Origin of the sequence: Luteibacter yeojuensis (assembly GCF_011742875.1) — a bacterium.
Lineage (GTDB): Bacteria > Pseudomonadota > Gammaproteobacteria > Xanthomonadales > Rhodanobacteraceae > Luteibacter > Luteibacter yeojuensis.
Map to the genome: position 1 here is coordinate 2,405,649 of NZ_JAAQTL010000001.1, position 20,999 is coordinate 2,426,647.

Genomic DNA, 20,999 nt, shown 5'->3' on the forward strand with positions numbered 1-20,999 from the left:
CCGTGCAGGAGCCGCCACAGCGGCGAGGAAACCTCGCGACATCGCCGCAAGATTGCTCTCGCCGCTATGGCGGCCGCGACAGCAATGGCGCGTCAACCTGTGTTTTGCAAGCCTTGCGACACGCCGTTGACGCACGCCACGAGCGCCTTCAGCAACGCATCGTCCTTACCGCCCGTCGCACGCCAGCGCTTCAAGAGATCCACCTGCAACAGGCTCATCGGATCGACATACGGGTTGCGCAGACGGATCGACGTGGACAGGCGCGGATCGCCCGCCAGCAGTTCCTTCGCGCCCTTTAGCTTCAACACCCAGTCCACCGTGCCACCGAATTCGTCGCGCAGCGTCGGGAAGAAGCGATCGTGCAGCGGCCCCGCGAGCTTCGAGAAGGCCTCGGCGATATCGATATCGGCCTTGGCGAGCACCATCTCCACATCGTCGAGCATCGTGGAGAAGAACGGCCAGTCCCGTGCCATGCGGACGAGGGTTTCGTCGCCGTACTCGCTCGCGACGGCATCGAGTGCCGAACCCAGTCCGTACCATCCCGTCAGCACGGCACGGCATTGCGTCCACGAGAACACCCAAGGAATGGCGCGCAGGTCTTCCACGCCCTTCATGCTGCGCCGGCGCGCCGGACGCGAGCCGAGCGTCATGCGCTCGATGACGTCGATCGGCGTGGCGCCGCGGAAGTAATCCACGAATCCCTCGGTATCCACGAACGCCCGGTACGCCTTGCGGCTCTCGTCCGACAACCGTGCCATCGTGTCCTTCCAGGCCGCTTCGCGCGATTCGCTGTCGCGGGGCCGCAAGGACGCGCGCATGACGGCGCCGAGCGTCTGTTCGAGGTTGCGCACCGCCAGCGCGCGGATACCGTACTTCCTGTGGATGACCTCGCCCTGTTCGGTCACGCGCAGCACGCCACCGACCGAACCCCGCGGCGAAGCCATCAGCGCCGGCGTGATCCGCGAGCCGCCGCGGCTTGCGGAACCGCCGCGACCATGGAAGAACGCGACGCGGATGCCGGCTTTCGCCGCCACGTCCAGCATCTCCACCTGGGCCCGCTGCAGGCTCCACCTGGAGGCGACGGTACCACCGTCCTTGCCGCTGTCGGAGTAGCCGAGCATCACCCATTGGCGGTCGCCGCGGGCCTTCAGGTGCGCGCGGTATACCGGATCGTCCAACAACGTGCGCAAGGTATCCGCGCCGCCCGCGAGGTCGTCGATGGTCTCGAACAACGGGGCCACGTCGAGCGGCACCCCGTCGTCGCGCACCAGACCGCCGTAACGCGCGAGCGCCAGCACGGCGAGCACGTCGGCGGCCGTCTCGGCCATGCTGATGATGTAGAGGCCGGTGGCTTCATGGCCGTAACGCCTCCGCGAATCGGCCAGGGTGGCGAAGACGGCGCGGAGCATGGTGGCGTTCTCGTCGTTCGCGCCGGCAGCGAAGCTCCGCTCGCCCGACGCATAGGGACGCAGCGTGCCGGCGCGCGAGGCGGCGTCACGGTTCGCCCATTCGCCGTCGTCGAGCAGGGCCGAAAGCGCGTCGTCGTGCACCCGGGCGTCCTGGCGGACGTCCAGCCGCGCCAGATGGAAACCGAACGTGCGCGCTCGCCAGAGCAGGCGTCCGACCGCATAGGCACCGGCGTGCCTGCCGCCGTGTTCGAGAAGGCTTTTCTCCACGAGCGCAACGTCGTCGATGAATTCGTCCGCCGAGGCATAGCGTCCGTCGCGATCCTGCAAGGTGGCCTCGAGCCGTTCGGCGACGAAGGCGAGGAAGCACCGGTACGGCATGTCGGCGTGGCGGGGCCGGATGCGCTCGGCGGCTCCCGGGAAGGTGGCGCGATACGACGCGATGCGTTGCCGGAGGCCATCGTCGAGCTCGACCCGGTCGTCCGTCTGGCTGAGCAGGCGGCCCAGTGCGCCGACATCCTCGATATAGCGCTCCAGCACCAGCGCGCGCTGCGCCGAAAGGGTCGCGGCGACGGTCTCGGCATTGACGTTCGGATTGCCATCCATGTCGCCGCCCACCCAGGTGGCAAAACGCAGCAGCCGCGGAATGGCGACGCCCTCGCCGTACGTCTCGGCGAGCGCCTGCTGCAACGATTCGTACAGCGCGGGCAAGACGCGATAGAGCGGCTGCGCGATGTAGAAGCCCACATGCTCGAATTCGTCCTGCACGCTCGGCCGCACCGGCGAAGCCTCGGCGGTCTGCCAGCCGGCCGACAACGCCATGAGGATGCGCGCATCGTCGTCGCGCCGCTCCTGCGGCGTACGGCTCGGATCGAATTCGTCGACCAGCGCGCGGACGATCTCCTGCTCCTTTTCAAGCAGCGACCGCCGCACGGCCTCGGTCGGATGCGCGGTGAAGACGGGTTCCACGTCGAGGTGCCCGAGCAGCCGGGTCAGTTCGTCGCGGTCCACGCCGTCCTTCTTCAGCAGCGCCAGCACCGCGGCCAGCGATTCCGGCTGCGGCGCGCCGCCCTCGCGCTGGTAGTCGCGGCGGCGGCGGATGCGGTGCACCCGCTCGGCGGTGTTCACCGCCTGGAAATAGGTCGCGAAGGCCCGGGCCAGGGCCTCGGCGTCGGCCGCGTCCAGGCCCGTCAGGGAGTCCGCCAGGGCATCGACGGAGGCCCCGCTGCGGCGCCGATGGATGGCCGCGGTGCGCACATGCTCCACGCGCTCGAAGAAGGCCTGGCCACCTTGCTCCGCGAGCATCTGGCCGACCAGTGCGCCGAGACGGCGCACGTCCTCGCGCAGGGGACCGTCGTGGGGCAGGAATTCGGGATCTCGGGCGGCTTCCATCGGACTCTCGTTCGGTATCGGAACCCCGAGAGTACCTAAATTCGTGTGTTCATCCCTGCATCCGGATTTAGCGATATAATCACCGGACCGTTTTGCCCGCCGAGGGGCGCTGCGACCGTGGGATGTCCCATAGGCCAGGCTCGGCGCGGCGTCCCACCGAACGGCGCCCCCGTGCATACTCCGGAGCTACGCCAGATGAACGCCGTTACCAAAGACACCTCGTTCCAGGATTACAAGGTCCGCGATATTTCGCAGGCCGACCTCGGCCGCCGCCGCATCCGCATGGCGGAAGAGGAAATGCCGGGCCTGATGCAGATCCGCGCCCGCTACGCCAAGGAGCAGCCGCTCAAGGGCGTGCGCCTCTCGGGCTCGCTGCACGTCACCAAGGAAACCGCCGTGCTCGCCGAGACCCTTCGCGAGCTGGGCGCCTCCGTGCGCTGGGCGTCGTGCAACATCTTCTCCACCCAGGACGACGTCGCCGCGGCGATGGCCGCCGGTGGCCTTCCGGTGTTCGCCTGGAAGGGCGAGACGCTGGAAGAGTACTGGCAGTGCACCCTGGACATGCTGACCCATCCGGGCGAGCTCGGTCCGCAGCTGATCGTGGACGATGGCGGCGACGCCACCCTCTTCATCCACAAGGGCGTCGAGCTCGAAGACGGCAGCGACTGGGTCAACACCCCGAGCGGCAACCACGAAGAGCAGGTCATCAAGGACCTGGTCAAGAAGACGGCCGCCGCGCGTCCGGGCTGGTTCAAGAAGATCGCCGCCGAATGGAAGGGCGTTTCGGAAGAGACCACCACCGGCGTGCACCGCCTTTACCAGCTCGCCGAAGCCGGCAAGCTGCTGATCCCGGCCATCAACGTCAACGACTCGGTGACCAAGAGCAAGTTCGACAACCTGTACGGCTGCCGCGAGTCGCTGGCCGACGGCATCAAGCGCGCCACCGACCTGATGGTGGCCGGCAAGGTCGCCGTCGTCTGCGGATACGGCGACGTGGGCAAGGGTTGCGCGCATTCGCTGAAGGGCTTCGGCGCGCGCGTCATCGTGACCGAGATCGATCCGATCAATGCCCTCCAGGCCGCGATGGAAGGTTTCCAGGTGACCACCGTCGAAGACACCCTCGGCCTCGGCGACATCTACGTCACCACCACGGGCAACAAGGACATCATCACGCTGGAACACATGGCGAAGATGAAGAACAACGCCCTGGTCTGCAACATCGGCCACTTCGACAACGAGATCCAGATCGACCGCCTGAACACGGCGAAGGACGTCACCCGCGAGAACATCAAGCCGCAGGTCGACCGTTACACCTTCGGCGCGACGGGCCGCAGCATCTACATGCTGGCGGAAGGCCGCCTGGTGAACCTCGGCTGTGCCCACGGCCATCCGAGCTTCGTGATGTCGAACAGCTTCTCCAACCAGACCCTTGCGCAGATCGACCTGTGGAAGAACAAGGACACCTACGAGAAGACGGTGTACCGCCTGCCGAAGAAGCTGGACGAGGAAGTGGCCCGCCTGCACCTCGAGCAGATCGGCGTGAAGCTCACCGTGCTGACGAAAGACCAGGCCGACTACATCGGCGTGCCGGTGGAAGGTCCGTACAAGGCGGATCATTACCGCTACTGATCGGGTGCTTCACAGCGGTCGACGGGAGGCGCCTTAGGGCGCCTCTTCTTTTGGCCGCGGCGATGGGCGGCCGGCTCGTTTCACGATCGGGACGTTTCCGGCCTTCCGGCTCGCAGCTCGGCGTTTTCGGCCTCCAACTGGGCCAGGCGCTCCTGGAGGGGGCGAACCGCCTCGCTGATCTCCTGCTCGGTGAAACGCGGCGTGATGTGTTGCGAGCAATTCCAGTCGAAGCTTGCCAGCCGCAGCCGGAAGATGCGTTCGGGATGGGCCTGGTAGGCCGGCGTGGAGACACGTTCCGTCAACCCGGGGTCCTCGTCGATGGCGAGGATGTCCACGTGCGCGTAGATCTTGAGCCGCGCGCGACGGGCATAATCCATCAGGAACAGGCATGCCCTGCCGTTGGCGGCGAGATTGCCGGTGCTGATGTACTGGCGGTTGCCGCGATAGTCGGCGAAGGCCAGCGTGCGGTCGTCGACGGCCTTGAGGAAGCCACGCGGGCCGCCGCGATGCTGTACGTAGGGCCACCCCGTCTCCGAGACTGTCGCCATGTAGAAGCTTTCGCGTTCCGCGATGTGCGCGAGTTCTCTTTCGCCGAAGCGATCGAACTCGCGGTGCCCCTTGAAGTCGCGCCAGAACTGATCGACGCCCATCCTGGCCTGCACGGCCTGGATACTGGGCGTCGTTGCGATATCGAGAAAGCCATAGGCCATGGCACGTCTCCGCTGATGGAATGCGTGGCGGGACCTACCCGGTCCCGCCACCGTCGGTGTCACGCCGCGTCGGCGACCCGCACGACCGGGAAGTCGATCTCGGTGTCGGCGACCTCGTTAAGGAAGTTCGTGAAACTGTTCTCCGCGACCAGGGCGACGATTTCCACGAGCTCCGCGTCGGTGAATCCCGCGTCGCGAACGGCCTTGATGTCGCTGTCGCTCACGTGACCGCGCTTTTCCGCGACCTTGGCGGCAAACTGGACGGCGGCGTTCGCCTTGGGATCGCTGGACGCGCCCTTGCGGTTCAGAGCGATCTCTTCCGGACCGATCTTCGCGAGATTCAGGCCGAGATAGGTGTGCGCCGAGAGGCAGTAATCGCAGCCGTTGACTTGCGCGACAGCCAGCGCGATCCGCTCCCGCGTCTTCACGTCGAGCGTCTTGGACAGGGCAGCGTGGAATCCCGTATAGGCGGTGAGCGCCACCGGGCTGTTGCCGATCAGGCGGAACAGGTTCGGGACCACGCCAAGCTGCTTGTGGATGGTGTCGAGCGTGGCCTTGGAACCTTCCGGGGCGGCGTCGAGGGCGGGAACGGCGATGCGGGACATGATGTTTTTCCTTGCTGGCGAACCGGGATGGCTCGGCTTGGGAAAAATCATGGACCCTTTCATCCAATAAGATAATCCACTAATGTTGGAAATCATTTCACCATAAAGTGAGAGAATGGATGGATCGCCTCGAAGCCATGTCGATGCTGGTGACGGTGAGCGAGACCGGAAGCCTGTCGGCGGCGGGACGGACTTTGAAAGTGCCGCTTCCCACCCTGAGCCGGAAGATCTCCGACCTTGAATCGCTCCTCGGCACGAAGCTGCTCATCCGCACGACACGCAAACTCACGCTCACGGAAGCCGGCCTTGCCTACGTCGCGGCGGCGCGGCGCATCCTCGAACAAGTCGAAGATGCCGAAAGGGAAGCGGCCGGCGAGTTCACCACGCCGAAAGGGGAGCTGGTCATCACCGCGCCGATCCTGTTCGGCCGGCTGCATGTGCTGCCGGTGGTTGCGGATTTCCTGGCCCTGTTTCCCGAGATCAACATCCGCCTGGTGATGGCCGATCGCAACATGGACCTGGTCGATGCGCACATCGATATGGCCGTCCGGATCGGCAAACTTCCCGACAGCTCGATGGTAGCCACCCAGGTGGGCCATGTGCGGAGCGTGACCTGCGCCAGCCCCTCGTTCCTCGGCGGCCATGGCCTGCCGCGAACGCCCGACGACGTACTGACACTCCCCTGCGTCAGCGTCGAAACGCCCTCACCCTTTCCCGGCTGGCGTTTCAAGACACCGGGATCGACAGCCATGTTCGATCTTCCCGTCGTACCGCGTTTATCGGTGACGACGGCCGAGGCCGCAGCGGAAGCGGCCATCCGCAGTGTCGGCATCGCGAGGCTATTGCATTACCAGGTTTCCGAAGCCGTCGAGGCCGATGCGCTGCGCATCGTCCTCGCCGACTTCGAGCCGGACCCCAGCCCCGTGCATCTCGTCCATGCCTCGCGCGGACAGATGCCGTTGAAGATGCGACGCTTCCTGGACTTCGCCGCCCCACGCCTGCGCGAGGTACTTTCCAGGATCGCCACTTTTTCCAGCCGCTGAGGCGATGTCAGGACTGGAAGTACCTAGCCGTCATCAGCCATCTTTCCATCTGGATGGAAAGATATTTATACTGCGGGTAACACGACGAGATCGCCCATGCCCGCCATCAGCTTCGAATTCTTCCCACCCAAGACCGACGAACAGCGCGAGCAGCTCGATGCCGCGGTAGGCCGCCTCAAGGCCCATGCGCCCGAATACGTCTCGGTGACCTTCGGCGCCGGCGGCTCGACGCTGAGCTACACGGACGACACGGTGAAGCGCCTGCGCGCGAACCACGGGCTCTCGGTGGCGCCGCACCTGTCCTGCATGGGCGGCACGCGGGCGGAAATCGCCGCCCTGCTGGATACCTACAAGACCACGGGCTGCCGCCGCATCGTCGCCCTGCGCGGCGACCTGCCCTCGGGCATGGCCTCGCCGGGCGACTTCCGTTATGCGTCGGAACTGGTCGCCTTCATCCGCGAGCACAGCGGCGACCATTTCCACATCGAAGTGGCCGCCTACCCGGAAACCCATCCGCAGGCGGACAACGCGCTCGCCGACCTGCGCCATTTCAAGGCGAAGGTGGACGCGGGTGCCAACGGCGCCATCACCCAGTACTTCTTCAATCCGGATGCCTACTTCCGCTTCGTGGACGACGTGGCGAAGCTCGGGGTGCGGGTGCCGATCGTGCCCGGCATCATGCCGATCGCCAATTTCAGCCAGTTGCGCCGGTTCTCCGAGCAATGCGGCGCCGAGATCCCGCGCTGGATCGTGAAGCGCATGCAGGCCCACGGCGACGACGCGGCCGCCGTGCGCGAACTGGGCGCCGACGTCGTGGCGGACCTCTGCCGGCGCCTGCTGGAAGGCGGTGCGCCCGGCCTGCACTTCTATACGATCAACCGCGCCCGGGCGACCACCTCGGTATTGGAGCGTCTCGCCACGCGGTAACGTGCGCGCCGTCACCCTTCGCAAATGCGGTGCCGGGGATGATGACGCACTGCCAGCCACCGCGTGCCACCCGTGATCCGCGCCATCGTCCTGTTGCTCCTGCTCTTCCTCGCCCTGCCGGCCGCCGCGCAGACCGCGATCCATCGTTGCGTCGGCGCCGATGGAAGCCCCGTCTTCAGCGACCAGCCCTGTACGAGCGTGGGCGCGACGTCCCTCCTCCCGCTACCCGCAACCAGCGCCAGTTCGGGCGAACCCACGGCGGGCCTCCTGTGCGCGAAAGACCTGGGCGAACTCCGCGACGGCCTGGTACAGGCCTTCGCCGCCCGCAGTGCCAATCGTGTCGGCGGCCTGATCCTCTGGAACGGCTATGGCAGCGCCGGGGCGGTTGAGAACCTGCGGGCGATGGAAGCGCTCGTCCATCGCCCCCTCGTGGCGCTGGAAGGGAACGAGGGTACGGGCATCGACGCCGTGACCTCCGCTCCGGGGGGCGCGGGCGCGACCCGACGCGCCCACTTCGACGTGGTCCGCGACTCGGGATGCCTCTGGCTTCGTCCGCCGGCCTGACCGGCCATCCGCCGGCGCACTGACGCGTCGCGCCATGTGGGCAGGGGCACTACCCGTTATCATGGGCGGTCCCCTCCGGAGCGCTCACATGTCGCAGAACTACCCCGAATGGATCTGGCAGAACGGCCAGATCAAGCCGTGGCGCGAAGCCACCGTCCACGTGATGGCGCATGCGCTCCACTACGGTTCGTCGGTATTCGAAGGCATTCGAAGCTATGAGACGCCGGACGGTGCGGCGATCTTCCGCCTGACCGACCACCTGAAGCGCCTCTACCTCTCCGCCAAGATCTACGACATCGAGATTCCCTATTCGATGGACGAGCTGGCGGAAGCCTGCCGCGAGGTGGTCAAGAAGAACGACTTCAAGGCCGCCTACCTGCGTCCGGTGGCGTTCCGCGGCCTGGGTGGTTTCGGCCTCTCCGCCGAATGCCCGACCGACGTCGCCGTGGCGACCTGGCCGATGGGCCCGTACCTCGGACCCGAGGCGCTGGAGAACGGTATCGACGCCTGCGTTTCCAGCTGGCAGCGTTTCGCGCCGAACACCATCCCGGCGGGTGCCAAGGCCGGCGGCAATTACCTTTCCGGCCAGCTGATCGCGCGCGAGGCGCGCCGCCTCGGCTTCGGCGAAGGCATCGCGCTGGCCTCCACGGGTCTCCTCAGCGAGGGCGCGGGCGAGAACCTGTTCCTGGTGTTCGACGGCGCGTTGCACACGACGCCGGCCAGCGCCTCTATCCTCGCCGGCATCACCCGCCACACGCTGATGACCCTTGCCCGCGAGGAAGGCATCGACGTGATCGAGCGCGACCTCCCGCGCGAATACCTCTATCTCGCCGACGAAATCCTGATGTGCGGCACGGCGGCGGAAGTGACGCCCATCCGCTCGGTGGACGGGAAGAAGATCGGCACCGGCAAGGGCGGCCCGATCACGCGCCGCCTGCAGGAGCTCTACTTCGGCCTGTTCAACGGCAAGACGGCCGACCGCTGGGGCTGGCTGGAGCCGCTTTAAGCACGCTACGATCTCCCCGCCAGAGGATGCAACGTCCTGCCTGGTCCATCTACAGGGGAGTTCAAAATGAAGTGGAATCATCTCGCCGCGCTCGCGGCGATCATCGTAGTGTCCACGCTCAGCGGTTGCGCCAGCGTCCAGAAAGCGGACCCTGGCGCGAGCGACCGGGCGAAAGTGTTCGCACCGCTCACCGACAAGGCCGTGGTCTATGTGTACCGCGACGAGGTGTTCGGCGCAGCCATCAAGATGCCGGTGAAGGTCGACGACTATGTAGCCGGACAGACGGGACCGAAAAGCTTCCTGCAGCTGGCCCTGTCGCCAGGCCATCACACCATCGCTTCGCTAACCGAGAAAGACGATACGCTGCCCCTCGATGTCGAAGCGGGCAAGACGTACTACGTGTGGCAGGAAGTGAAGATGGGGCTGATGGCCGCCCGCAGCAAATTGCATCTGGTCTCGGCCGATGTCGGCAAGGCCGGCGTTCGCAAGTGCGACCTGCTGCAGACCGAGGCCGTGACCCTCCGGATGCCGACGGCGCCGTAACGTCAGGCGAGACCGGGGGCCGCTCCTGCCCGAAGGCAGGAGCGGCTTTTTCCTAGTTGCAGAAGCCGTTCGGGTAGCTCGACGAACGATACGCGTAGAGCCAGCTCGTCTTGCCGCCGTCGTTGGCGATGTTCCAGCCGTTGCCGATCGAGCCGATGGCGGTGTTAAGCAGCTGCGAGCGGGTGAGTACCGGCGTAGTGAAGTAGGAGCCGCTACAGCGGCGAGAGAAATCTTGCCGCGGTGTCGCGACCTTCCCTCGCCGCTGTAGCGGCTCCTACAACGGGGCTCTGATCAGCGGAAGTCGATCGTCGAGATGGCGCCGGCCATTTCCGGACGCGGGCGCAGGGAAACATCCCAGCCGTAGAGCTCGCACAGCCGGCGCACGATGGCGAGACCGAGGCCCGCCCCGCCCCCCGTGGCGCTTTCGCCGCGGATGCCGCGCTGGAAGAGTTTCTCGGCATCCTCCGGCTTGATGCCGGGACCGGTATCGATCACGTCGATGCGCCCGTCGAGCACGCGCACGGTGACCATGCCTTCCATCGTGTACTTGATGGCGTTGCCGATCAGGTTCGTCAATGCGACCGACACCACCGAAGCAGGTGCGTTGACCGTCACCGAGCCGTCCGACACCAGTTCGATCTCGATCGGCTTGCCGCCCATCTGCGGACGCTGGCTTTCGATGACGTCGGACGCGACCTTGGCGACGTCCGTGGTTTCGCCTCGCGTCGGGCCGCGGCGCTCGGCACGCGAGAGCAGCAGCAGCGCTTCGATCAGTTCGGTGGCCTGGCGCGACGCGCGCTCGATGCGCTTCAGCCGCTCGCGCAGCTTGTCGGTGAGGTCGGGCGAGCCCTGCAGGAGCTCCGTCGTGCTCGCGATGACGGCCAGCGGCGTGCGCAGTTCGTGGCTGACATCGGAATTGAATTCCCGGTCGCGCTCCACCACGGAGGTGAGGCGCATCGCATACTCGTCGAGTGCCACCGCCAGCTCGCCCACCTCGTCGTCGGCGAAATGCGGAGCGAGCGCCTCGGCCTTGCCGACGCGGCGGAAGTCGCGCAGGCGACGGGCCAGGTCGGTGACGGGGCGCAAGACGCGCGACGACAGCCACACGCCGAGCACGAGCGACATCAGGCCGAACAGGAACACCGCGGCGATGACGCTGGTGACGAGCTGGCGCTTGCCGAGTTCGTCGCGCGAGACGTCGAACTGGAGGAAGCTGATGATGCCGCCCTCGCGACGCACCGCCACCTTGTAGTGATGGCGCTTCTCGTCCTTGTCGGTCTCGTACAGATCGTGCACGCCCGTGCCCAGCGACTGCCAGTTCAGCGGCGCCTTGTAGATGGTGCGGTCGCTGAAGGTGGCGCCCTTCACGATCTCGAATTGCGGGCGCTCGTTCGGATTCGCCCGCACCTTCGCGTTGAGCGAATCGACCTCGTCCTGCAAGGCGGAATTGATCAGCTGTTCCTCGACGCGCTCGCGAATGTTGAGAGCGGCGAACGCGAACAGCGCGCTCAGCCCAAAACCGAACAGCGTGAAGGTGACGATCAGTCGGAAACGAAGCTTACGCCTGGACCGCATCCGGATCGACCATGCGGTATCCGATACCGTGACGCGTATGGATCAGCGGCTTCTCGAACGGCTTGTCGATAGCCGCGCGCAACCCGTGGATGTGCACGCGCAAGGAGTCGGAATCGGGCAGCTCCTCGCCCCACACGCGCTGTTCCAGGTCCTGGCGGGTAACGACCGACGGACTGGCCTCCATCAACGCCTGCAGGAGCTTCAGGCCGATGGGGTTCAGCTGGATCGACTTGCCTTCCCGCGTGACGGTGAGGGTATCGAGGTTGTAGGTCAGGCCGCCCACCTTGAGCACGCGGCTCTGCGGGCCCTTGCCACGTCGCGCCAGCACTTCCAGGCGCGCGGCCAGTTCCTGCAGGGCGAAGGGCTTGGTCATGTAATCGTCCGCGCCGGACTCGAAGCCGGTGAGCTTGTGCTCCAGCGAATCGCGGGCGGTCAGCATGAGGACCGGCGTCTGCTTGTGCGCCTCGTGGCGAAGCTTCTTTGCGACGTCCAGGCCGTCCATGCCCGGCAGGGTGAGGTCCAGCACGATCACGTCGAAGTCGTGGACCACGGCCAGGTGGAGCCCGGTGACGCCGTCGCCGGCGAAATCGACGACGTGGCCACGGTCCTCGAGGTAGTCCCCGATGTTGGTCGCGATGTCGGTATTGTCTTCGATGACCAGAACGCGCATGCGGCACTCCGTTGTGCGGTCGCTTTCAATCTTATGGGTATTGCGACTTCAAGCTTACCGGGGAATCGGTGAACCGGACAGCAGCAAAAGAAAGGCCCGGGCGGGGAACCCCGCCCGGGCCGAAAGAACTACTGCCCCGATACCGTCACCCCGCGTCGCGGAATCACAGTGGGCCCTTTATAGGGGACCGTCCTTTAAATCGCTGTTAACCCCTTCGCGGACCGCGCTTTCCGGGGCTTCGCCGCGACCGGGCGCTCGGCCCGCCGGGCCTCGCAATGGGCGACGATGGCGGCGGCCACGTCCACGCCCGTGCTGCCCTCGATGCCCTCCAACCCCGGCGAAGCGTTGACCTCGAGGAGCAACGGCCCGCGCGAGGAGCGCAACAGGTCCACGCCGGCCACTTCCAGCCCGAGGGCCGAGGCGGCTTCGACGGCCACCCGGCGCTCGTCCTCGGACAGTTCGACCGCGGCGGCGGTGCCGCCGCGATGCAGGTTCGCGCGGAACTCGCCCGGGGCGGACGAGCGCTGCATGGATGCCACCACCTGGTCGCCGACCACGAAGCAGCGCAGGTCCTGGCCGTTGGCCTCGCGGATGAACTCCTGGACCAGGAAGTTGGCGTAAAGGCCGCGGAAGGCCTCGATGACGCTCTGCGAAGCCGAGCGCTTCTCCGCCAGGACCACGCCGGCGCCCTGGGTTCCTTCGTTCAGCTTGATGACATGCGGCGGGTCGCCGAGCATCGCCATCAGGTCGGCGGTGTCGTCGGGGTTGTCGCCGAAGGCGGTCAGCGGCATGTCCACCCCGCGGGCGGCCAGCAGCTGCAGGCAGCGCAGCTTGTCGCGGGCGCGCAGCACGGCGTCGGACGGATTGGGGGTGAAGACGCCCATCAGTTCCAGCTGGCGGAGCACGGCGGTGCCATAGAAGGTGCTCGAAGCGCCGATGCGCGGGATCACGCAGTCGACCGGCCCGAGCGGCTTGCCCTTGAAGTGGATGGCGAACGACTGCGGCGCGATGCTCATGTAGCAGCGCAGCGGGTCGATGACGCGCACCGTGTGCTTGCGCTTGCGCGCAGCCTCCACCAGCCGCTGGGTGGAGTACAGCCGCGCGTTGCGCGACAGGATGGCGATCTTCATGACGGGTCCCGGACGGCGCGGCGCGGCGTCTGCGAGTAGGAAAGCGATGGATCGACCACGAAACGCCCGTCGAGGGCGGTCCGGCCGAGCAGGAGGGGAAACAGCATGTGCCGCCGGTCGGTCAGGTTCACTTCCGCACCGAAACGGCGCCCGGCCAGCTCGACCTCGGTCCGGATGAACCAGCGTGCCGTGGTATGCCCGCCCGAATCGGTCACCGAGCGCCGCCCCGTCGCCCGCGCCTCGCACGGTGCCGACAGGCCGCCCTTGCGCGTGGTGCGGATCTGGAAAAGCAGCCAGGTACCGTCGGCGCGCTCGTCCACCTCCAGCCACTCGACATGCAGCGACGACGAGCGTGCGCCAGTGTCGAGTTTCGCCTTGAGGATCGGAACGCCGAGCGACGGAAGTGCGAGCCGTTCGCGCCAGCCTAGTGTGATGACATCAGCCATGGTCTGGAGCGACGGTGTGAGGACGACTTGGATCGCGGGGAACGATCCGGTGTGCGCGGCGGCCTGCCGCGATGTGAAAAGGATGCCCAACGCGCGGGGCCGGCGCAACTGGCGCGAGGCGGCCTGCCCGGAAAGGCCGTCACGCCCATGAAAAACGCGTGAAACGACCCTCGGCTAGGGCGTCTCGCGCTGACGCATCATGTAGATGGCGCTGCCCACGCCGACCAGGGCCACCAGCCCCACGTAGTGCGCCGGGCCGAGGCCGCCAGCGGACTTCGCGAGGTATCCGACCAGTACCGGCGTCGCCGCCCCGCCGATGGCGTAGGCGATGTTGTAAGACAGGGAAATGCCGGAAAAGCGGATCGCCGGCGGAAAGGCGGCGACCAGGACGGCGGGCACGATGCCCGCCACGCCAGCGAACAATCCCGCCAGCGCATACAGCGGGAAAAGGTTCGAGCCGCCCGCGACGAGATCGAGGTAAAGCGCGTAGGTGCTGACGGCCAGGCCGAGCGAACCGACGAGCATGGCGCGGGCCTTGCCCTGCCAGTCGACGAGCAGGCCGCCGAGCACGCAGCCGATGCACAGCGCCAGCGCGGCGAGGCTGCCGCCGGCGAACGCGCGCGCGGGCGCGACGTGGAATGCCGTCTGCATGAGGGTGGGCGTCATCAGGATCACCACGACGATCGCGGCGGTGAGCACCCAGGTCACCACCATGGACAACACGACCGACGGGAGGTGATCGCGCAGCACCACCCACGCGGGCAGTTCCGTCGCGAGTTCCTTGCGCTCGCGCATGCGCGCGAACACCGGCGTTTCGCTGAGCCAGCGGCGCAGGTACACGGCGAAGAAGCCGAACACACCGCCGAGCAGGAAGGCGATGCGCCAGCCGTGGTCGAGCATTTCCGCTTCGGACAGGCGCGCGTTCAGCGCGGCGGCCAGCAGCGAACCGATGAGGATGCCCACGGTGAGTCCCGCGCTGAGGCTGGCACAGGCCAGGCCGACGCGATGCCGCGGCACGTGCTCGGCGACGAAGACCCAGGCGCCCGGCACTTCGCCGCCGATGGCGATGCCCTGCACGATGCGCAGCAACGTGAGCAGCACCGGCGCGAGCACGCCGATGCTCGCGTAGGTCGGCAGCACGCCGATGATCAACGTGGGTATCGCCATCAGGAACACGCTGAGCGTGAACATGCGCTTGCGCCCCACCCGATCGCCGAAGTGCGCCATGACGAGGCCGCCCAGCGGACGCGCGAGGTAACCGACGGCGAAGATGCTGAAGGCCTGCAATTGCGCCACCCAGTCCGACGTGCCCGGCGGAAAGAACAGGTGCCCGAGCGTCTTCGCGAAATACGCGAAGATGACGAAGTCGTAGAACTCCAGCGCGCCACCGAGCGCGGAGAGGACAAGGGTCTTCGCGTCGCGGCGATCGAGGGGACGGCTCTCGGTGAGATCGGTATCGGCGATGGCGCTCATGGATACGCTTGGCGGCAAGGGAATGGGCGGGCCCAAACGGTTATTAGCCGCCATGCGTGGAGCACGGTCAAGTCATGCGGCAACGCTTGGACGAAACTGACGACGCCAGTCGCCGGGCGTCATGCCGATGCTCTCCCTGAAGACGCGACGAAACGCCGATACGGATTGGTATCCAACCGCTTCCGCCACCGCTTCGGTCGAGTCGGCCGTATTCTTCAAGACATTCGCCGCCATGCTCATGCGGATGTCCTGGAGCAGCTCGGCCGCGGATCGTCCCAGTCCGTCCTGGAAATGACGCATGAACGTCGCACGCGACATGCTGCACATCGTGGCGAGTTCCGGCAGCGTCCAGGCGCGCGCGGGATCGTCGAGCATCGCGGAAATCGCCGGTGCCAGCCGGGGATGTCCGGCCAGGGCGAGGAGACCGGGTGGCGGCGTCTCCGCTTCGCTCGCCACGCGCAGCACGAGCGCGAAGAGCGCGGCCGACAACGCATTCAACATCGCATAGCCGCCGAGGCGGCCATCGACGGATTCGCTGCGCATGAGGTCCACGAGGTTGGCGAGGTGGCCGGCGGCGGAGAGACCGTCGTCGCCGGCGCTCTCCCGTCCCGCGCGCACCACGAGCGTCGAAGGCAGATAACTGCGCAGCCAGCGATCGTGCGGCGCCGCGATCGCGAACCGCCCGCAGAGCATGTCGAGGCGCTCGCCCTGCCCCTCGTTCTCGCTGAACAGGACGTTGGGGGTGCCGCGTTCGCGCGTCGGACCCGGCGGAAGCCCGCTGCCGTCACGCAACACATGGGCCGAGCCGTGCGGGAACAACACGATGTCGCCCGCCGTCAGCGGCACGCCCTGGCCGTTGGGCCCGTCGAGCCTCGCCGTGCCGCGCAGGATCAGGTGGTAAGGCATCTCGCCCCGCGAGGAATCGCCGTAGGTGACGTTCCAGGGAGCGCCGTAGGAACAGCGGATTTCCAGACGCCCGGTCACCGTGACGATGGCAAGGAAGCGGCTGAGCCAATCGATATCCGCGGACATGGGGTCGATCCAGTGTGATCCTTTCGAGCATTTTATTGACTTTTTTCAAGCTCGTCGAGATCACCCTCAATCGCCAGAATAGCCCCATTCCAACCACACACCGGAGCAACACCATGAGCCGCACCACGATTCCCGCTGTCGACACCGCCACCGGCGCCACCGCCGAAGTCTATGCCACGGTCCGCAAGATGGCCGGCGGCAAGGTACCGAACATGTTCGCCGCCCTGGGCCACCTCTCCCCGGAACTGACCACCGCCTACCTGGACGCCGACACCGCCCTCGCTTCCGCGGGCCTGTCCCGGAAGGACCTGGAAACCATCAAGCTGCTCGTGAGCGCGCAGACTGGCTGTGACTACTGCGTGGCCGCGCACAACATGCTGGGCAAGATGGCCGGCCTCTCCGCGGACGACGTGCGCGCCATCCGCCATATGGAAGGCACCGGCGACGCGAAGCGGGACGCCCTGATCCGTTTCGTGCTCGGCATCCTGCGCCAGAACGGCACGGTGCCGGCGGCGGCCGTGGAAGACATCCGCGCGGCGGGTTACTCCGATGCGCAGCTGCTCGCCATCTCTTATGCCATGGCGATGATCACCTTCACCAACACGTTCAACCGCATCAACGACACCGACGTCGATTTTCCCGCGGCCGAATGATGGAGCCCCGCCCGTGCGCGCCCCGTGGCGCGCACGACTTTTTCAGGGAAGCCCGATTTCCCGTCGCGTGACCGCGTGGATGCATGCGGGTCAATAGGCGCAGCCTCTTGTCATCATAAGATCAATCAATTTTTGCAATATCGCGCACACGCCTATGATCCAGGAAAGGAGCCCCCTTCCGTTCCCGGCAGTCCAAAGGAGATGCGCCCATGTCGACCGAAGCAAAGTGTCCGTTCAAACACACCGCCGGTGGCGGTACGACCAATAAGGATTGGTGGCCGAAGCGCTTGCGCGTCGACCTGCTCAACCAGCACTCCTCGCGATCGAATCCGCTCACGCCGGACTTCGATTACGCCGAGGCCTTCGACAAGCTCGACCTCGCGGCAGTGAAGAGGGATCTCGCCGCGCTGATGACCGATTCGCAGGACTGGTGGCCTGCGGACTTCGGCCACTACGGTCCCCTCTTCATCCGGATGGCCTGGCACAGCGCCGGCACCTACCGTATCGGCGACGGCCGCGGCGGCGGCGGGCGCGGGCAACAGCGCTTCGCGCCGTTGAACAGCTGGCCCGACAACGTCAGCCTCGACAAGGCGCGCCGCCTGCTCTGGCCGATCAAGCAGAAGTACGGCAGCAGCATCTCCTGGGCCGACCTGATGATCCTGGCCGGCAACGTCGCCCTGGAAAGCATGGGCTTCAAGACGTTCGGCTTCGCCGGCGGACGGGAGGATACGTGGGAGCCCGACGAGGACGTGTACTGGGGCAAGGAAAACGAGTGGCTGGGCGGCGACCATCGTTACGGCAAGGCGCAGCCGGACGACGAAGGGGTACTGGTCGCGGATCCGCACCTGCACGGCACCGAGGAAGACCGCACCGATCATGGCCGCAACCTCGAGAACCCGCTCGCCGCGGTGCAGATGGGCCTCATCTACGTCAATCCCGAAGGTCCGGAAGGCAACCCCGATCCGTTCGCTGCCGCGCACGATATCCGCGAAACCTTCGCGCGCATGGCGATGAACGACGAGGAGACCGTCGCGCTGATCGCCGGCGGCCATACCTTCGGAAAGACCCACGGCGCCGCCGATGCCGCGAACGTGGCCGCCGAGCCGGAAGCCGGCGAACTCGAGCAGCAGGGCCTCGGCTGGAAGAACGCCTATGGCAGCGGCGTGGGTGCCGACACCATCACCAGCGGCCTCGAAGTCACGTGGACGCAGACGCCGGCGCAATGGAGCCATCATTTCTTCCAGAACCTCTTCAAGCACGAGTGGGAACTCACGAAGAGTCCCGCCGGCGCCAACCAGTGGGTGGCGAAGAACAGCGATGCCGACATTCCCGACGCGTTCGGCGGCGCCAGCCGCCGGCCGACGATGCTGACGACGGACCTTTCGCTGCGCCTCGATCCGGTGTACGAGAAGATTTCCCGTCACTTCCTCGAACATCCCGACGCCTTCGCCGATGCCTTCGCGCGCGCATGGTTCAAGCTGACCCATCGCGACATGGGCCCCCGCTCGCGTTACCTCGGTCCCGAAGTCCCGGACGAGGAACTGATCTGGCAGGACCCGGTTCCCAAGGTCGACCACCCGCTGGTCGGCGAGAGCGAGATCCAGGCGCTGAAGGACAAGGTGCTGGCGTCGGACCTCAGCGTGGCCGAACTGGTCTCCACCGCCTGGGCCTCCGCGTCGACGTTCCGCGGCGGCGACAAGCGCGGCGGCGCCAACGGCGCGCGCATCCGCCTCGCCCCGCAGAAGGACTGGCAATCGAACCAGCCCGAGCAACTGGCGAAGGTGCTCGAACGGCTGGAAGGCATCCGCACCGACTTCAATCGCTCGCAGACCGGTGGCAAGAAGATCTCGCTCGCCGACCTGATCGTGCTGGCGGGCGGCGCGGGCATCGAAAAGGCCGCGAGGGAAGCGGGCCATCCGGTCACGGTGCCCTTCGCACCGGGTCGCACGGACGCGTCGCAGGAACAGACCGACGTGGATTCGTTCGCGCCGCTGGAGCCCGTCGCCGACGGCTTCCGGAATTACCTGAAGGGTGCGTACAGCGTACCCGCCGAGGCCCTGCTCATCGACAAGGCCCAGCTGCTCACCCTCACCGCGCCGGAAATGACGGTGCTCGTCGGCGGCATGCGCGTGCTCGGCACGAACCTCAACGGCAGCAAGCAGGGCGTGCTCACCGACCGGCCGGGGAAACTGACGAACGACTTCTTCCGCAACCTGCTCGACATGCGCACGGAGTGGAAGCCCACGTCGCCGGCGAGGGAAACGTTCGAAGGCAGCGAGCGCGGCACGGGCAAGCTGAAGTGGATCGCCAGCCGCGTTGACCTCGTGTTCGGTTCCAACTCGGTATTGCGCGCGTTGGCCGAGGTCTACGGCAGCGCGGACGCCGAGGACAAGTTCGTCAACGACTTCGTCGCGGCCTGGACGAAGGTGATGAACCTCGACCGCTTCGACCTCAAGCGGCAAAAGGAGCCCGCGCGAGAACGGGAAGCCGCGTAACGTGAGGCCCGGTCCCGCCCGGAGGAAAGCCCCGGGCGGGACCGATCCCGTCAGGCAGCCGGCAGCATCCGGCCTCGACTTTGCCCCATCCCGCAGCGAACATTGGAACCCGTTTTCATCCCAGGGGGTTCCATGCGCAAGTTGATGCGGTCGCTTCTGCGAGCGTCGTCGGGTGTCTGTCTCGCCGTGGCCCTCGCCGCGCCCGCGATGGCCAAGGATCCGCCGGATACCCGCCTCCAGCAAACCCTCGCCCGACTCGCCGACGAAGCCAGGCCCGGTACGCTGGGGATCACGGTGCTGGACCTCGGCGCGCACACACGCACGCGGATCAATGCCGATCGCGCCTATCCGATGATGAGCGTGTTCAAGGCCCCGGTGGCGGCGGCCATTCTGGCGCAGATCGACGAAGGGAGGCTCAGACCGGACCAGGAAGTGACGATCGACAGCGGCGACGTCCTTGGTGGATCCGCCGTGCCTTCGATCGGAGCGCACTTCAAGGGAAAGAGCATGCGCTTCACGGTCGACCGCCTGCTGGAGGCCGCCGTGAGCGAGAGCGACAACACCGCCGTCGATGCCCTCATCCGACTGGCCGGCGGACCGCAGGTGGTGACGGCCTATCTCCGGAAGCACGGCATCGACGGCATGCGCATCGATCTCGGCGAGGCCGGCATCGTCGACATCTTCGAAGATACGGACCGGGGCCGGACCATTCCCGACGATGAAACGGAAGCCGCCGAGCTGGCACGGCGGCGGCGCGGCATGCAGGCGTATATGGCCGACCCGCGCAACCGCACGACGCCGGACGCGGCGGCCGACTTCCTCGAGAAGCTGTGGAAGGGCGAACTGCTATCGGCCACGTCGACGAAGCGGCTCCTGGCGCTCATGTACGGCCAGACCGTGCCCAACCGCATGCGCGCCGGCCTTCCCGCCGGGGTGCGTTTCGCGGACAAGTGCGGCACGTCGTACACCCTGGAAGGTGTGACGGCGGCATTCAACGATATCGGCATCGTCACCTGGCCGGACGGCCGTACCGTGATCGTGGCAGCGTTCCTCACCGGATCGCAGACGGACGCAAAGGACCGGAACGCGCTGTTCGCCGAAATCGGCCGGGCGGTGACGGGAGCCTCCGCAACGCCCTGAGCGGATAGTGGTATGATGCAACTCATGCCAACCGCTGGAGGTGCCTCCCATGCGCAAGAAGCGCTTCGACGGCATGAACTGCACGATCGCCCGCGCGCTGGACCAGGTCGGCGACTGGTGGACCCTGCTCATCGTGCGCGAGGCCACGCAGGGCGCGACGCGTTTCGACGAGTTCCAGAGTGAGCTCGGCATCGCCCGCAACATCCTCACGTCGCGCCTGGAGCGCCTCGTCGAGCTGGGCATCATGGAACGGTTCCCGCTCGAGAATCGCGCGAACACCGACGGCTACCGGCTGACGCGCAAGGGCGAGGACCTCTATCCCCTGCTGGTCACCCTCAAGCAGTGGGGCGACCGGTGGGTCGCGCCGAACGGCAAGCCGACCACCCGGCTGGTCACGGCGGACTCGGGCCATGTCATCCAGAAGATCACCGTGCACGGTCCCGACGGTAAACCGCTCTCGTTCCGCGACGTGCGCTTCGTGCCAGGGCCTGGCGCGACGGCCAACACCTTGCGGGTGATCGAGAGCCGCAACCACAAGGTCCTCGGCGAGGGCTGACCTC

General features: G+C 66.6%; 19 protein-coding genes and 1 riboswitch. Of the genes, 10 read left to right on the forward strand and 9 right to left on the reverse strand.

All coding sequences use genetic code 11. The features are described 5' to 3' along the window. Nucleotides 1-92 precede the first annotated feature (92 nt). Nucleotides 93-2,798: a phosphoenolpyruvate carboxylase gene (gene ppc, locus HBF32_RS10970; protein WP_166699662.1), complete on the reverse strand. Its 2,706-nt coding sequence runs from the start codon at nucleotides 2,796-2,798 to the stop codon at nucleotides 93-95. Between the two features lie 95 nt (nucleotides 2,799-2,893). Continuing rightward, nucleotides 2,894-2,974: riboswitch (S-adenosyl-L-homocysteine riboswitch) on the forward strand. A 19-nt stretch (nucleotides 2,975-2,993) separates the two neighbouring features. On the opposite strand from ppc, the gene ahcY reads away from it, so the two are divergent. Beyond that, the gene (gene ahcY, locus HBF32_RS10975) at nucleotides 2,994-4,427 is read left to right on the forward strand and encodes an adenosylhomocysteinase (protein WP_166699663.1); all 1,434 of its coding nucleotides are present in this window, start codon (nucleotides 2,994-2,996) and stop codon (nucleotides 4,425-4,427) included. An 80-nt stretch (nucleotides 4,428-4,507) separates the two neighbouring features. Here ahcY and HBF32_RS10980 read toward each other — a convergent pair whose 3' ends face one another. Together HBF32_RS10980 and HBF32_RS10985 are read right to left on the reverse strand one after the other, a co-directional pair. Then, nucleotides 4,508-5,137 (reverse strand): pyridoxamine 5'-phosphate oxidase family protein, encoded by a 630-nt coding sequence (locus tag HBF32_RS10980; protein ID WP_166699664.1) that lies wholly within the window; start codon nucleotides 5,135-5,137, stop codon nucleotides 4,508-4,510. A 59-nt stretch (nucleotides 5,138-5,196) separates the two neighbouring features. Next, nucleotides 5,197-5,742, reverse strand: a complete 546-nt coding sequence (locus tag HBF32_RS10985; protein WP_166699665.1) for a carboxymuconolactone decarboxylase family protein — start codon at nucleotides 5,740-5,742, stop codon at nucleotides 5,197-5,199. Between the two features lie 119 nt (nucleotides 5,743-5,861). Between HBF32_RS10985 and HBF32_RS10990 the strand changes: the two genes are divergently transcribed. From HBF32_RS10990 to HBF32_RS11010, 5 genes are all read left to right on the forward strand, one after another. Then, nucleotides 5,862-6,785, forward strand: coding sequence for a LysR family transcriptional regulator (locus tag HBF32_RS10990; RefSeq protein ID WP_166699666.1), 924 nt, complete (start codon nucleotides 5,862-5,864; stop codon nucleotides 6,783-6,785). Nucleotides 6,786-6,881: 96 nt separating this feature from the next. Next, a complete protein-coding gene (metF, locus tag HBF32_RS10995; protein WP_166699667.1) occupies nucleotides 6,882-7,712 on the forward strand; it encodes a methylenetetrahydrofolate reductase [NAD(P)H] in 831 nt (276 codons plus the stop codon). Nucleotides 7,713-7,784: 72 nt separating this feature from the next. Beyond that, nucleotides 7,785-8,276 (forward strand): DUF4124 domain-containing protein, encoded by a 492-nt coding sequence (locus HBF32_RS11000; protein WP_166699668.1) that lies wholly within the window; start codon nucleotides 7,785-7,787, stop codon nucleotides 8,274-8,276. Nucleotides 8,277-8,364: 88 nt separating this feature from the next. Then, nucleotides 8,365-9,282: a branched-chain amino acid transaminase gene (locus tag HBF32_RS11005; RefSeq protein ID WP_166699669.1), complete on the forward strand. Its 918-nt coding sequence runs from the start codon at nucleotides 8,365-8,367 to the stop codon at nucleotides 9,280-9,282. Between the two features lie 66 nt (nucleotides 9,283-9,348). Then, nucleotides 9,349-9,825 (forward strand): DUF2846 domain-containing protein, encoded by a 477-nt coding sequence (locus tag HBF32_RS11010; protein WP_166699670.1) that lies wholly within the window; start codon nucleotides 9,349-9,351, stop codon nucleotides 9,823-9,825. Between the two features lie 291 nt (nucleotides 9,826-10,116). Here HBF32_RS11010 and HBF32_RS11015 read toward each other — a convergent pair whose 3' ends face one another. The 6 genes from HBF32_RS11015 to HBF32_RS11040 form a co-directional block, all read right to left on the reverse strand. Then, complete coding sequence (locus HBF32_RS11015; protein WP_166699671.1) at nucleotides 10,117-11,400, reverse strand: sensor histidine kinase; 1,284 nt, start codon at nucleotides 11,398-11,400, stop codon at nucleotides 10,117-10,119. Beyond that, nucleotides 11,384-12,070: a response regulator transcription factor gene (locus tag HBF32_RS11020; RefSeq protein WP_166699672.1), complete on the reverse strand. Its 687-nt coding sequence runs from the start codon at nucleotides 12,068-12,070 to the stop codon at nucleotides 11,384-11,386. Before HBF32_RS11020 ends, HBF32_RS11015 begins: the two co-directional genes overlap by 17 nt. A gap of 194 nt (nucleotides 12,071-12,264) precedes the next feature. Then, complete coding sequence (gene rimK, locus HBF32_RS11025; RefSeq protein ID WP_166699673.1) at nucleotides 12,265-13,200, reverse strand: 30S ribosomal protein S6--L-glutamate ligase; 936 nt, start codon at nucleotides 13,198-13,200, stop codon at nucleotides 12,265-12,267. Further along, nucleotides 13,197-13,646 carry an ATP-dependent zinc protease family protein gene (locus tag HBF32_RS11030; protein ID WP_166699674.1) on the reverse strand — a complete coding sequence of 150 codons (450 nt, stop codon included), beginning with the start codon at nucleotides 13,644-13,646 and terminating at the stop codon, nucleotides 13,197-13,199. The genes rimK and HBF32_RS11030 overlap by 4 nt, the downstream gene beginning before the upstream one ends. 174 nt (nucleotides 13,647-13,820) lie before the next feature. After that, complete coding sequence (locus HBF32_RS11035) at nucleotides 13,821-15,119, reverse strand: MFS transporter (protein ID WP_166699675.1); 1,299 nt, start codon at nucleotides 15,117-15,119, stop codon at nucleotides 13,821-13,823. A 72-nt stretch (nucleotides 15,120-15,191) separates the two neighbouring features. Further along, nucleotides 15,192-16,151, reverse strand: a complete 960-nt coding sequence (locus tag HBF32_RS11040; protein WP_166699676.1) for an AraC family transcriptional regulator — start codon at nucleotides 16,149-16,151, stop codon at nucleotides 15,192-15,194. 113 nt (nucleotides 16,152-16,264) lie between these two features. On the opposite strand from HBF32_RS11040, the gene HBF32_RS11045 reads away from it, so the two are divergent. The 4 genes from HBF32_RS11045 to HBF32_RS11060 all read left to right on the forward strand — a co-directional run bounded on the left by HBF32_RS11045 (nucleotide 16,265) and on the right by HBF32_RS11060 (nucleotide 20,995). After that, nucleotides 16,265-16,804, forward strand: coding sequence for a carboxymuconolactone decarboxylase family protein (locus HBF32_RS11045; RefSeq protein WP_166699677.1), 540 nt, complete (start codon nucleotides 16,265-16,267; stop codon nucleotides 16,802-16,804). A gap of 209 nt (nucleotides 16,805-17,013) precedes the next feature. After that, nucleotides 17,014-19,299 carry a catalase/peroxidase HPI gene (gene katG, locus HBF32_RS11050; protein ID WP_166699678.1) on the forward strand — a complete coding sequence of 762 codons (2,286 nt, stop codon included), beginning with the start codon at nucleotides 17,014-17,016 and terminating at the stop codon, nucleotides 19,297-19,299. A gap of 132 nt (nucleotides 19,300-19,431) precedes the next feature. Further along, nucleotides 19,432-20,439 (forward strand): class A beta-lactamase, encoded by a 1,008-nt coding sequence (bla, locus tag HBF32_RS11055; RefSeq protein ID WP_166699679.1) that lies wholly within the window; start codon nucleotides 19,432-19,434, stop codon nucleotides 20,437-20,439. Between the two features lie 49 nt (nucleotides 20,440-20,488). Further along, nucleotides 20,489-20,995, forward strand: coding sequence for a winged helix-turn-helix transcriptional regulator (locus HBF32_RS11060; RefSeq protein ID WP_166699680.1), 507 nt, complete (start codon nucleotides 20,489-20,491; stop codon nucleotides 20,993-20,995). Nucleotides 20,996-20,999 lie beyond the last annotated feature (4 nt).

What these genes read in the sequence shown, in the direction of transcription:
- ppc (WP_166699662.1), bottom strand. Translation starts at nt 2,798, where the DNA reads ATGGAAGCCGCCCGAGATCCCGAATTCCTGCCCCACGACGGTCCCCTG.
- ahcY (WP_166699663.1), top strand. Translation starts at nt 2,994, where the DNA reads ATGAACGCCGTTACCAAAGACACCTCGTTCCAGGATTACAAGGTCCGC.
- HBF32_RS10980 (WP_166699664.1), bottom strand. Translation starts at nt 5,137, where the DNA reads ATGGCCTATGGCTTTCTCGATATCGCAACGACGCCCAGTATCCAGGCC.
- HBF32_RS10985 (WP_166699665.1), bottom strand. Translation starts at nt 5,742, where the DNA reads ATGTCCCGCATCGCCGTTCCCGCCCTCGACGCCGCCCCGGAAGGTTCC.
- HBF32_RS10990 (WP_166699666.1), top strand. Translation starts at nt 5,862, where the DNA reads ATGGATCGCCTCGAAGCCATGTCGATGCTGGTGACGGTGAGCGAGACC.
- metF (WP_166699667.1), top strand. Translation starts at nt 6,882, where the DNA reads ATGCCCGCCATCAGCTTCGAATTCTTCCCACCCAAGACCGACGAACAG.
- HBF32_RS11005 (WP_166699669.1), top strand. Translation starts at nt 8,365, where the DNA reads ATGTCGCAGAACTACCCCGAATGGATCTGGCAGAACGGCCAGATCAAG.
- HBF32_RS11010 (WP_166699670.1), top strand. Translation starts at nt 9,349, where the DNA reads ATGAAGTGGAATCATCTCGCCGCGCTCGCGGCGATCATCGTAGTGTCC.
- HBF32_RS11015 (WP_166699671.1), bottom strand. Translation starts at nt 11,400, where the DNA reads ATGCGGTCCAGGCGTAAGCTTCGTTTCCGACTGATCGTCACCTTCACG.
- HBF32_RS11020 (WP_166699672.1), bottom strand. Translation starts at nt 12,070, where the DNA reads ATGCGCGTTCTGGTCATCGAAGACAATACCGACATCGCGACCAACATC.
- rimK (WP_166699673.1), bottom strand. Translation starts at nt 13,200, where the DNA reads ATGAAGATCGCCATCCTGTCGCGCAACGCGCGGCTGTACTCCACCCAG.
- HBF32_RS11030 (WP_166699674.1), bottom strand. Translation starts at nt 13,646, where the DNA reads ATGGCTGATGTCATCACACTAGGCTGGCGCGAACGGCTCGCACTTCCG.
- HBF32_RS11035 (WP_166699675.1), bottom strand. Translation starts at nt 15,119, where the DNA reads ATGAGCGCCATCGCCGATACCGATCTCACCGAGAGCCGTCCCCTCGAT.
- HBF32_RS11040 (WP_166699676.1), bottom strand. Translation starts at nt 16,151, where the DNA reads ATGTCCGCGGATATCGATTGGCTCAGCCGCTTCCTTGCCATCGTCACG.
- HBF32_RS11045 (WP_166699677.1), top strand. Translation starts at nt 16,265, where the DNA reads ATGAGCCGCACCACGATTCCCGCTGTCGACACCGCCACCGGCGCCACC.
- katG (WP_166699678.1), top strand. Translation starts at nt 17,014, where the DNA reads ATGTCGACCGAAGCAAAGTGTCCGTTCAAACACACCGCCGGTGGCGGT.
- bla (WP_166699679.1), top strand. Translation starts at nt 19,432, where the DNA reads ATGCGCAAGTTGATGCGGTCGCTTCTGCGAGCGTCGTCGGGTGTCTGT.
- HBF32_RS11060 (WP_166699680.1), top strand. Translation starts at nt 20,489, where the DNA reads ATGCGCAAGAAGCGCTTCGACGGCATGAACTGCACGATCGCCCGCGCG.